This window comes from Allocatelliglobosispora scoriae, assembly GCF_014204945.1.
GTDB lineage: Bacteria > Actinomycetota > Actinomycetes > Mycobacteriales > Micromonosporaceae > Allocatelliglobosispora > Allocatelliglobosispora scoriae.
This window is the reverse complement of sequence record NZ_JACHMN010000002.1, coordinates 2562321-2574189: the sequence shown is the minus strand read 5'-3', so window position 1 is coordinate 2574189 and position 11869 is coordinate 2562321. Positions and strand designations below refer to the sequence as shown.

The 11869-nt window shown below is 70.7% G+C and carries 6 protein-coding genes; all 6 read left to right on the top strand.

The annotated features are described in order from the left end of the window. The first annotated feature begins 55 nt into the window (after positions 1-55). The 6 genes from F4553_RS17090 to F4553_RS17065 all read left to right on the top strand — a co-directional run bounded on the left by F4553_RS17090 (position 56) and on the right by F4553_RS17065 (position 11857). Positions 56-1162 (top strand): carboxymuconolactone decarboxylase family protein, encoded by a 1107-nt coding sequence (locus tag F4553_RS17090; protein ID WP_184837202.1) that lies wholly within the window; start codon positions 56-58, stop codon positions 1160-1162. A gap of 127 nt (positions 1163-1289) precedes the next feature. Then, the gene (locus F4553_RS17085) at positions 1290-2297 is read left to right on the top strand and encodes a DUF1702 family protein (protein WP_184837199.1); all 1008 of its coding nucleotides are present in this window, start codon (positions 1290-1292) and stop codon (positions 2295-2297) included. Positions 2298-2680: 383 nt separating this feature from the next. Further along, positions 2681-4675 (top strand): CRTAC1 family protein, encoded by a 1995-nt coding sequence (locus F4553_RS17080; RefSeq protein WP_184837197.1) that lies wholly within the window; start codon positions 2681-2683, stop codon positions 4673-4675. A 5-nt stretch (positions 4676-4680) separates the two neighbouring features. Beyond that, entirely contained in the window at positions 4681-5664 is a 984-nt protein-coding gene (locus tag F4553_RS17075; protein ID WP_221469927.1) for an RnfABCDGE type electron transport complex subunit D, read from the top strand. Then, on the top strand, positions 5661-11420 hold the full coding sequence (locus tag F4553_RS17070; RefSeq protein ID WP_184837195.1) for a type I polyketide synthase: 5760 nt from the start codon (positions 5661-5663) through the stop codon (positions 11418-11420). The genes F4553_RS17075 and F4553_RS17070 overlap by 4 nt, the downstream gene beginning before the upstream one ends. After that, positions 11420-11857 (top strand): acyl-CoA thioesterase, encoded by a 438-nt coding sequence (locus F4553_RS17065; RefSeq protein WP_184837193.1) that lies wholly within the window; start codon positions 11420-11422, stop codon positions 11855-11857. The genes F4553_RS17070 and F4553_RS17065 overlap by 1 nt, the downstream gene beginning before the upstream one ends. The last annotated feature ends 12 nt before the right edge of the window (positions 11858-11869 follow it).

Here is an 11869-nt window from a genome sequence, read left to right as displayed (position 1 = left end):
GTTGACAAGCACTCCGAGCGGTCGCGATGGTGGAGTGTCGACAAAGGAGAGTCACATGCCCGGTCTGCTCGCCCGCGTATCCCGCCAGAACTCCCAGACGCACATCCGCCACGTCACCCCCGTCCGGATCAAGGGCGCCCCGGGGCTGGTCGGCACCGTCTACGACCAGGTCGAACGCGACTTCGGCCTGCTCGCACCCCCGGTCAGCCTGCACTCGCCGTCGCCCGAGGCGCTCGCCGCCTGCTGGATGATCCTGCGCGAGACCCTCATCGCCACCGGCGCGGTCGGCCGAGGTGCCCGGGAGGCGGTCGCCGCCGCCGTCTCGCTCGGCAACCGCTGCCCCTACTGCGTCGACGTGCACGGTGCCACGATGCACGGGCTCGCCGCGAGCAGGGACGCCGAAGCGATCATCAACGACAGGATGGCCGCCATCGCCGACCCCGACCTGCACCGGGTCGCCGGGTGGGCGCGCACCAGCGGGCAGCGCGACCTGGCTCGCAGCACCCCGGTGCCCGCTCCCGCCGCCGAGGTGCCGGAGCTCGTCGGCGTCGCGGTGACCTTCCAGTACATCAACCGCATGGTCAACATCTTCCTGGAGTCGTCGCCGCTGCCGCCGAAGGTGCCGGCCGGAGCCCGGCCCCGGATCTGGCGGGTGGTCGGCAAGGTCATGTCGGGCGTCGTGAGCCGCCACCGGGAGCCCGGGGATTCGCTGGACCTGCTGCCCGAAGCGCCGCTGCCGGTCGACCTCGGGTGGGCGGCGGGCAACGCGAACATCGCCACGGCGTACGCCAGGGCGGCCGCCGCTGTGGATGCGGCCGGCCGGCGCTCGGTCCCGGACTCCGTCCGCGAGCTCGTCGTCGCGGAGCTCGGCCGGTGGGACGGCCAACCGCCGGGGATCAGCCGGGGGTGGGCTGCCGACGCGGTCGCCGGGCTGCCGGTGGCCGATCGGGCGGCCGGGCGGCTCGCGCTCCTCGCCGCGCTCGCCTCGTACCAGGTGGACGACTCGGTGATCGAGGAGTTCCGGCGCGACGGGCGTGACGATCGGACGCTGATAGAGCTCGCCGCCTGGTCCAGCCTCACCGCCGCGCGCCAGGTGGGCGCCTGGGCGAGGATCGACCGGGCCGGATCGACGGGTACCGCCGACGACATCGCTCCATTGTGATCGGTCTCGATGTCGCAGGAGCGCAACGATTCCCAGTCGGCGGGCCATATCGCAGCATGAAGGAAGCTTTGCCGCGAGCAACGTATAACGATGAGGCGGTCGTCAATATTCTCATCGGGGAGGAACCATGCCCACCGCCATCGGGTCGCTGAGAAGGCTCATTCTGACGCCATCGCTGGACTCGGTCACCTTCGACCGGCGCAGCTTCCCAGCTGCGCCGACGGAGGTTTCCCGACGGCTCGAAGCGATCCCGCAGGCGGTCGTCTGCGGCTTCGAATGGGGGATCGACGCCCGCGACCAGTGGGAGGTCGAGCGCCGCCTCGAACTGGTGGAGGTCGGCATGCGCGGCTTCGCCTACGAGGGCGCGACCATGGCCTTCACGGTCCTGGACGCGATGGGCAGCGGACGCCGCCAGCGCACGCGCAACCTCCTGCTCGGCCCGGGCGCGCCGCACATCTTCCTCGCCTATATCGGCATCGGATTCGCGATGGCGAAGCTGCCCCGCGTGCTCTGGAAGAAGATCATGCCGGACCTCACCGGCTCGCCCTATTATCCGGCGATGAGCTGGCTCGCGGTCGACGGCTACGGCTTCGACCTCGCCTATTTCCACTACAGCCGGTGGATCGAGCAGCAGCGCCGCCCGGAGCCCTATGCCTGGGAGGGCCGGTCCGATTACTTCCAGCGCGCGGTCGATCAGGGGATCGGCCGTGCGCTGTGGTTTATGCATGCCGCCGCGGTGGACGACGTGGCGGCGGCGGTTCGCCGATTCGCCCCGGAGAGACAGCCGGACCTGTGGGCGGGCGTGGGGCTCGCCGCGACCTTCGCCGGCGGCGGCGGCAGCGACGACCTCGCGGTGCTGCGGCGCCACGCCGGTGAGCACTCCGACGAGCTCGCCCTCGGCTCGGTCTTCGCGACGAAGGCGAGGGTGCACGGCGGGTTCGTGCCGCCGCACTCCGCGCTCGCCACCGCCGCGCTGACCGGGCTCTCGGTCCGGGCCGCGAACGCGCTCGCCGACGACACCGAGCCGCCGATCGGAACGGTCGGCGCAGTCCCCACCTACGAGACCTGGCGGGCCAACATCCGCCGGCATTTTCAAGGACAGCACAGCGCCGCCGACAACACCGGCACCTGCTGACCGGACCGGCATCGGACCTGGCCGGGCACCAGCCCCGCCGCAGAGTCCCGTAACCCGTTTTCGACACCGCGAAGACCAGGGTCCTTCATGCGCCCAGGGCTCTCGTGTCGATGGCGCCTGCCCGCTATATGTCCTACTAAATAGGCATCCTAGAGGTAGGTCGGACATTAACCGTCCTGTAAGGATCTTCTAGAACGGTCTCCCAGGTTGCCGAGCCACTCAACGACTGGCTCGCCTCCCGGGATCGTCCAGGACAGGGCGCCGCACCGCTGTTACTGACAGCTCCCTTGCTCGAGCCAGCCGGCTCCCGGGCCGCGTGCCCACTTCACCGTGCGGCGGGGACATCCCCGCCGAGTTCGTTTTCCCATGGAGGTCTGGAGTACATGTCAGCGACACATGGCTGGCTGCGTAGGCAGCTACCCGGGATCATCGGCCTAGCGCTGGTCGTTGGTCTGTTCTTCGTCGTCAGGCTGCCGAGTGCCTCCGCCTCGGAGCGGGCGGACATCGCGAGCCACTACGCGTTCACGCCGATGTCCATCGACCTGCCCGGCGGGTACCCGCAACAGACCATTCGCCGGGTCAACCAGGAGTACAAGCACATCGATGCCTGGATCTCCTCGGTCGGCGCCGGCATCGCGATGAACGACCTCGACGGCGACGGTCTCGCCAACGACCTGTGCCTCACCGATCCCCGGACCGACCAGGCCATCGTGGCGCCGGCGCCGGGCAAGGGGCAGGCCCGGTACCGATCCTTCGCACTCAACCCGGGCGACCTGCCGATGAGCGGCACCAAGATGGCCCCGATGGGCTGCGCGCCGGGTGACTTCAACGAAGACGGCCGGATGGACCTGCTCGTCTACATGTGGGGTCGCACGCCGATCCTCTACCTCGCGCGGGCCAACTCCTTCGGGCTCACCGCCGCGACCTACCGGGCCGTGGAGCTGGTGCCGAGTTCGCCCGGCGCGACCTACAACGGTCCGCTGTGGAACACCAACGCCGTCGCGATCGACGACTTCGACGGTGACGGCCACGTCGACATCTTCATCGGCAACTACTTCCCGCACGGCCCGGTCCTCGACGACTCGGTCGACACCGGCGTCGCGATGAACGACTCCATGTCCAACGGACTCAACGGTGGCGAGGACTACTTCTTCTGCTGGGAGGACGGCACCGCCGGTGCCCGCCCGAGCGCCAAGTTCAAGCTGATCGACAACGCGCTGCCGGAGAAGGCCTCCAAGGGCTGGGCCCTCGGTGCCGCCGCCAACGACCTCGACGGCGACCTGCTGCCCGAGCTCTACCTCGCGCACGACTTCGGTCCGGACCGGCTGCTCTACAACCGCTCCTCGCCGGGCCACCTGGAGTTCGCCCTGGTCGAGGGGAGCCGCTCGGCGGTCGTCCCGAAGTCCAAGGTGATCGGCCACGACTCGTTCAAGGGGATGGGCGTCGACTTCGGCGACCTCAACCAGGACGGCATGTACGACATGTTCGTCAGCAACATCACCACCTCGTTCGGCATCGAGGAAAGCCACTTCATGTTCATGAACGAGGCGAAGAGCCAGGCGGACCTGAAGTCGAAGTTCGCCGAGGGTGACGCCCCGTTCTCCGACGAGAGCGCGCCACTCAACCTCGCCTGGTCCGGCTGGGGCTGGGACGCCAAGATGGGCGACTTCAACAACAGCGGCAACCTCGTCGTCGCGCAGGCCACCGGCTTCGTCAAGGGCGAGGTCAACCGCTGGCCCCAGCTCCAGGAGCTCGCCACCTCCAACGACGGCCTGCTCAAGCACCCGATCTGGTGGCCCAACGTGGGCGCCGGTGACGACGTCGGCGGCAGCCAGCGGATGCACTTCTTCGCCAAGTCGCCGGACGGTTCCTACGTCGACATCGCCGATCAGCTCGGCCTCGCCATCCCCACCCCGACCCGGGGCATCGCCACCGGCGACGCGGACGGCGACGGCAAGCTGGACTTCGCGCTGGCCCGGCAGTGGGCCGAGCCGGTCTTCTACCACAACGACAGCCCCGACACCGGCGCCTTCATCGGCCTGCGGCTGACGCACCAGCCGACCGCGGTCTCGAACCCGGTCCAGCGCGGCACCCTGCCGGTCGTCGGCTCGCCCGCCGTGGGCGCGCAGGTCACCGTCACGACGGCGGACGGACGCCGCTTCATCTCCCGCGTCGACGGCGGCAGCGGCCACTCGGGCAAGCGCAGCACCGATGTCCACATCGGACTCGGTGCCGATGTCAGCGGCCCGCTGAAGGTCGTCATCTGCTGGCGGGAACGCGGCGGCCAGCTCCGCAAGGAGGAGCTGACGATGACCACGGGCTGGCACGACCTGAATCTCGACTTCCTGACCAAAAACACGCCGACCAACGAAAGGTGATGGAGATGGCCGAGACTCAGACCGCCACCCCCGTCCGCCACGACGCCAAGATCACGACAGCACTGCGTCGTTTCGCCATCTCGATCACGATCTTCAACATCATCGGCTACACCGTGCTCGGCTTCGAGCAGCCGTGGCTCTGGCCCTTCATCGCCCTCGCCACGGGCTACACCGTCGAGATCGGCCTGGAGATCCTCGGTGCCCGGTCCGAGGGCCGCGCGCCGCGCTTCCTCGGCAACGGCAAGCGGGGCTTCATCGAGTTCCTCTTCCCCGCGCACATCACCAGCCTCGCGATGAACATGCTGACCTACGTCAACGACCGGGTCCTGGTCATGATGTTCGGCGTCACCGTCGCGATCGCCGCGAAGTGGATCCTGCGGGCGCCGGTCAAGGGCCGGATGCGCCACTACATGAACCCGTCGAACTTCGGCATCACCGTGATCCTGGTGCTCTTCCCGTGGGCGAGCATCGCCCCGCCCTACCACTTCACGGAGAACGTCGACGGCGTCATCGACTGGCTGATCCCGCTGATCATCATCGCCACGGGCACGCTGCTCAACGCCAAGCTGACCGGCCGGATGTGGCTGATCTTCGGCTGGCTGCTCACCTTCGTCGTCCAGGCGGTGGTCCGCGGCATCCTGCTCGACGTCAACATCATCGGTGCCCTCGGCATGATGACGAGCGTCGCGTTCGTCCTCTTCTCGAACTACATGGTCACCGACCCGGGCACCAGCCCGTCGAAGCCGTCCTCGCAGTTCCTCTTCGGTGCCGGCGTCGCCGGGCTCTACGGCGTCCTGACCGGTATGAGCATCCCCTACGGCCTCTTCTTCGCCACCGCCTCGGTCTGCCTCGTCCGCGGCATCTTCCTGTGGTCCCTGCACTTCACGGAGAAGGCACGTAAAGAGCGCGAGGCGTTGCACGTCATGTCTTCTGCTGCCCTCGGCAACCCGGTGGCGCAGAACGGTGGTCGAGAGGTGGTGCCAGCATGACAAGGATCGCCGTCGTCGGTGTGTCGTGCCGATATCCGGATGCAGACTCGCCGGATCGGCTCTGGGAGAACGTCGTCGCCGGGCGGCGGGCGTTCCGGCGGTTGCCGGACGTCCGGATGCGCCTGTCGGACTACTACTCCCCGGACTCGGCCGCGCCCGACCGGTTCTACGCCCGCAATGCAGCGGTCATCGAGGGATACGAGTTCGACCGGGTGGGCTACCGCGTCGCCGGCAGCACCTACCGCTCCACCGACCTGACGCACTGGCTCGCGCTGGACGTGGCGGCACAGGCGCTCGCCGACGCCGGGTTCCCGATGGGCGCCGACCTGCCCCGGGAGAAGACCGGTGTCGTCGTCGGCAACACCCTCACCGGTGAGTTCGCCCGCGCCAACATCATGCGGCTGCGCTGGCCGTACGTCCGGCGTACCGTCGCCGCTGCGCTGCGGGAGGAGGGCTGGAGCGACGAGCAGCTCTCCACCTTCCTCGGCGGGCTGGAGCAGTCCTACAAGTCGCCCTTCCCGGCGATCGACGAGGACAGCCTCGCCGGTGGCCTCTCCAACACCATCGCGGGCCGGATCTGCAACTACTTCGACCTCAAGGGCGGCGGATACACCGTCGACGGCGCGTGCTCCTCGTCGCTGCTGTCGGTCTCCACGGCCTGCCGCGCCCTGGTCGACGGCGACCTGGACGTGGCGATCGCGGGCGGTGTCGACCTCTCGATCGACCCGTTCGAGATCATCGGATTCGCCAAGACCGGAGCGCTCGCCAAGGGCGAGATGAAGGTCTACGACCGGGGCTCCAACGGCTTCTGGCCGGGCGAGGGCTGCGGCATGGTCGTCCTCATGCGCGAGGAGGACGCCCGGGCGCAGGACCGCAAGATCTACGCCGTCGTCGCTGGCTGGGGCATGTCGTCGGACGGCAAGGGCGGCATCACCCGTCCCGAGGTCGACGGCTACCGCCTCGCGCTGAAGCGGGCCTATGCCAAGGCGGGCTTCGGCATCGAGACCGTCGGCCTCTTCGAGGGCCACGGCACCGGCACGGCCGTCGGCGACGCGACCGAGCTGGAGGCGCTCACGCTCTCCCGCAAGGCCGCGGACCCCTACGGCCCGAAGGCGGCCATCGGCTCCATCAAGGCGATGATCGGGCACACGAAGGCCGCGGCCGGCATCGCCGGTCTCATCAAGGCGGTCCTCGCGGTGCACCACCAGGTGCTCCCGCCCACGATCGGCTGCCCGGACCCGCACGACTTCCTCACCGGCGAGGACCCCGCGCTGCGGGTGCTCGCGACGGCGGAGTCGTGGCCGGAGGGCGTCCCGGTCCGGGCCGCCGTCACCGCGATGGGCTTCGGCGGCATCAACACGCACATCGTCATCGAGGGACCGGGGGAGCCGAGGCGGACCGCGATGAGCGCGCCCGTCAAGTCCCTCGCGCTGTCGCTGCAGGACGCCGAGCTGCTGACGGTCGACGCCGACACGATCGGTGAGCTGCGCGAACGCGTACAGGAGCTGCTCGCCTTCGTGCCGCAGCTCTCCTACGCCCAGATCGGCGACCTCGCCGCGACGCTGCACCGGGCGCTCGGCGGTCGCCCCTACCGGGCCGCCGTCGTCGCCTCCTCACCCGAGGACGCCGAACGGCAGCTCCAGCGCATCGACACCGCGATCGCCGCCGGGGAGACGAAGCTCTTCCCCGCCGACGGGCGCGCGCTCTTCGGCCGCGCGGGCGACGCGGTCCGCGTCGGCCTGCTCTTCCCCGGCCAGGGTTCGGGTCGGCGTACCGGTGGCGGCGCGCTGCGTCGCCGCTTCGCGGAAGCAGACGAGGTGTACGCCACCGCGGCCCTCCCCACCGGCGGCGATGTCGTCGCCACCGAGGTGGCGCAGCCGCGCATCGTGACGGGCTCGATGGCGGGCCTCGCGGTCCTCGGCCGGCTCGGCATCCACGGCGACGTGGCCGTGGGCCACAGCCTCGGCGAGCTCACCGCGCTGCACTGGGCGGGTGCGATGGGGCGGCAGGACCTGCTCCGCATCGCCGCCACCCGGGGCCGGACCATGGCCGAGCACAGCGCCTCGGGCACGATGGCGAGCATCGGCGGGCCCGCCGAGACGGCGAGCACGCTGATCGGGGACCTCCCCGTCGTCATCGCCGGATACAACGGCCCGGACCAGACGGTTCTCGCCGGTCCGGTCGACGCGATCCGCGCGGTCGGCGCCCGGGCGGAGGCGGCGGGGCTCACCTGGACCCTGCTGCGGGTCTCGCACGCCTTCCACTCGCCGCTCGTCTCGCAGGCCGCCGACGCGTTCGGCGCCTACCTGATGACGGAGCCCTTCCAGGCGGTCGGCAAGCGGGTCATCTCCACGGTCACGGCCGAGGCGCTGACTCCGCAGACCAACCTGGCGGAGTTGCTGCACCGGCAGATCCTCGACCCGGTCCTCTTCGTGCAGGCGGTGGGGCTCGCGGCGAAGGAGGCCGACCTCTTCATCGAGGTGGGGCCGGGCAAGGTGCTCAGCGGCCTGGCGAGCGCGTCGGTGGAGGTGCCCGTCGTGGCGCTCGACACCGACGAGGAGTCCATCGGCGGCCTGCTGCGCGTCGTGGCGGCGGCGTTCGTCGTCGGCGCGGCGGGCGTACACCCGTCGCTTTTTGAAGCGCGACTCTCCCGCGTGCTGGAGCTCGACGCGGAGTTCTCGTTCTTCGCGAGCCCGTGCGAGCAGGTGTCGTCGATCAACATCCCGGACGCGGAGCCGAAGGCGGGACCGGCGGCGACCGGACCCAACCGCGAGCCGTCGACCGAGCCCGCGCTGGAGCTGCTGCGCCGACTCGCCGCCGAGCGGGCCGAGCTGCCGCTCGACATGGTGCTCGGGGAGAGCCGCCTCCTCGACGACCTGCACCTGAGCTCGATCACGGTGGGGCAGGTCGTCAACCAGGCGGCGCAGCGCCTCGGCGTCGCGCCCTCGCGGCTGCCCACCAGCCTCGCCACCGCCACGGTGCGCGAGGTGGCCGACGCCCTCGACCTGCTCGCCGGGACGGGGCAGGCGGCCGACATGGACCGCCCGCTGCTCCCGGCCGGTGCCGCGCCCTTCATCCGGGCCTTCGCCGTCGACCTGGACGCGGCACCGCTGCCGACGGTCGTCGGCACGGAGAGCAACGGCATCTGGCGGGTCTACGCCGCCGGTGACCACCCGCTCGCCGAGCCGCTGCGGGTGGCGCTCGAACGCGGCAAGGTCGGCACCGGCGTGCTGGTCTGCCTGCCGCCGGAGTGCACCGAGGCCCAGCTCGAACTGGCGCTGCTCGGTGCGAAGGCGGCGATCGCGGGCATCGCCGGTGACCGGTTCGTCGTCGTGCAGCAGGGGCGCGGTGCCACGGCGCTCGCGAAGACGCTGCGGCTGGAGCTGCCGTCGGTCCGGGTGACCGTGGTGGACGTGCCGATGGCGCCCGAAGCGGTCGCGTGGGTCGTGGCCGAGGTGGCCGCGACCACCGCATACCAGGAGGCGCATTACGACGTCGCCGGTGGGCGGCGGGTGCCGGTGGTCCGGGCGATGCCGGTCACCTCGGCCCGCACCAGCCAACCGCTCGACCCCGGTGACGTGCTTCTCGTGACCGGCGGCGGCAAGGGGATCACCGCCGAGTGCGCGCTGGCCCTGGCGACGCAGAGCGGTGCCCGACTGGCCCTGCTCGGCCGCTCGGACCCGGCCGCCGACCCGGAGCTCGCGGCGAACCTGGAGCGCTTCAGCGCCGCCGGGGTCGACTACCGCTACCTGCGGGCCGACGTCACCAGCGCGGCGGCGATCAAGGCGGCCGTCTCCTCGGTGACGGCGCAGCTCGGACCGGTCACGGCGGTGCTGCACGGTGCCGGGCGCAACGACCCGGCCGCGCTGACCAGCCTCGACATGGAGGCATTCCGCGGGGCCCTCGCCCCGAAGATCGACGGTCTCGCGGCGGTGCTGGCGGCGGTCGATGCCGACCGGCTCAAGCTGCTCGTCACGTTCGGCAGCATCATCGGCCGGGCGGGGCTGCGCGGCGAGGCGCACTACGCGACCGCCAACGACTGGATGGCCGACGCGACGGCCCGCTTCGGTGCGGAGCACCCGGAGTGCCGGGCGATCTGCCTGGAGTGGTCGGTCTGGTCCGGCGCCGGCATGGGCGAGCGCCTGTCCGTCGTCGAGTCGCTGGAGCGGGAGGGGATCACCCCGATCACGCTCGACCAGGGCGTACGCCTCCTGCACCGGCTCGTCGGCGATCCGGACGCGCCGTCGGCGGTGGTGATCTGCGGTCGCACGCAGGGCATCGACACGCTGCGGCACGACCTGCCGGAGCTGCCGCTGCTGCGGTTCGTGGACAAGCCGCTGATCCGCTACCACGGGGTGGAGCTCGTCACCGATGTCGAACTGACGGCCGGCAGCGACCCCTACCTCGCCGACCACCTGCTCGACGGCAACCTCCTCTTCCCGGCGGTGCTGGGCATGGAGGCGATGACGCAGGTGGCATCCGCCCTGACCGGGCGGACCGACACGCCGGTGATCGAGGGGGCCGAGTTCGCCCGGCCCGTCGTGATCCCGCCGGACGGCGCGACCACGATCCGTATCGCCGCGGTCGTCACCGAGGACGACCTCGTGGACGTGGTGATCCGCAGCTCGGAGACCGGCTTCGCGGCCGACCACTTCCGGGCCCGGATCCGCTTCGACCTCGGTGCGCCCGCGGCGGGATCGCCGGAGCAGTCCGGGGACGACCTGCCGATGGTCGCCCTCGATCCGGCCCGTGACCTCTACGGGGACACCCTCTTCCAGGGTGCCCGGTTCCAGCGGCTGCGGGGCTACCACCGGGCGGCGGCTCGACACGTGGACGCCGATGTCGCGGCGCTCGACGCGAGGAACTGGTTCGCGGCGTACCTGCCGGGTGAGCTCCTGCTCGGTGACCCCGGCATGCGCGACGCGCTGATGCACGGCAACCAGGTCTGCGTCCCGGAGGGGACGCTGCTGCCGATCGGGATCGAGCGGGTCCACCCCGGCGGTGCGCGACTGGCCGCCGAGGGCGAGCTGCGCTACTGCGCGGTCGAGCGCAGCCGGGACGGTGACACCTATGTCTACGACATCGCGGTGCGCACCCGGACCGGCGAGGTGGTCGAGCGCTGGGACGGCCTGCAGCTGCGGGCGGTCCGCAAGAAGGACGGGCGCGGCCCCTGGGTGGCGCCACTGCTCGGGTCCTATCTGGAGCGTTCGCTCGGCGACCTGATCGGTGCTTCGATCGCGGTCGCGGTCGAGCCGGACAGCGACGACCACGCCGACTGCCACGCCCGCAGCGAGCTGGCGGTGCACCGGGCACTCGGCGGTCAGCAGGAGCTGCAGTACCGCACCGACGGGCAGCCCGGCATCGCCGGTGACCGGTCGGTGGCGGTGTCGCAGGCGGTCGGGGTGACCCTGGGCGTCGCGGCGGTCGGCACGCTCGGCTGCCACGTCGGGCCGGTCACGCCGCTCCCGGCGGAGACCTGGGACATCCTGCTCAGCGAGCACTCGTCGCTGCTCAAGCAGATCGTCGCGGAACGCGGCGAGGAGATGGACACCGCGGGCAGCCGGGTGGACGCCGTCCTGCAGTGCCTCCAGCAGCTGGACCTGCCGTCCCACCTGCCGGTCACGCTCGTGCCGGAGCAGAAGGACGCGTGGCAGGTCTTCGCCTCGGGCACCCTGCGGATCGCGACGCTCATGACGACGCTGCGCGATGTCGAGGAGCAGGTCGTCTTCGCGATCCTCACGGACGGGTGGTCGTGATGGAGAACTACTACGAATACCTGCACACGGTCGGTTTCGAGGAGACCAACATCGTGGGCAACGTCTATTACGTCAACTACCTGCGCTGGCAGGGACGTTGCCGGGAGATGTTCCTCAAGAACGAGGCCCCCGAGGTGCTCGCCGACATCCAGGCCGACCTGAAGCTCTTCACGCTGAAGGTCGACTGCGAGTTCTACGCCGAGATCACCGCCTTCGACGAGCTCTCCATCCGGATGCGGCTGGTCGAGCTGGTGCAGACGCAGGTGGAGTTCAGCTTCGAGTATGTCCGGCTGGACCCGGGCGGCGGCGAGACGCTCGTCGCCCGGGGCCGGCAGCGGGTCGCCTGCATGCGGGGGCCCAACGGGCTCACCACTCCGGCCCGCGTACCGGAACCGCTGGCCCGGGCGCTGGCACCGTACGCGGCGCGGCCGGCGTAGCTCAAAGAAAAC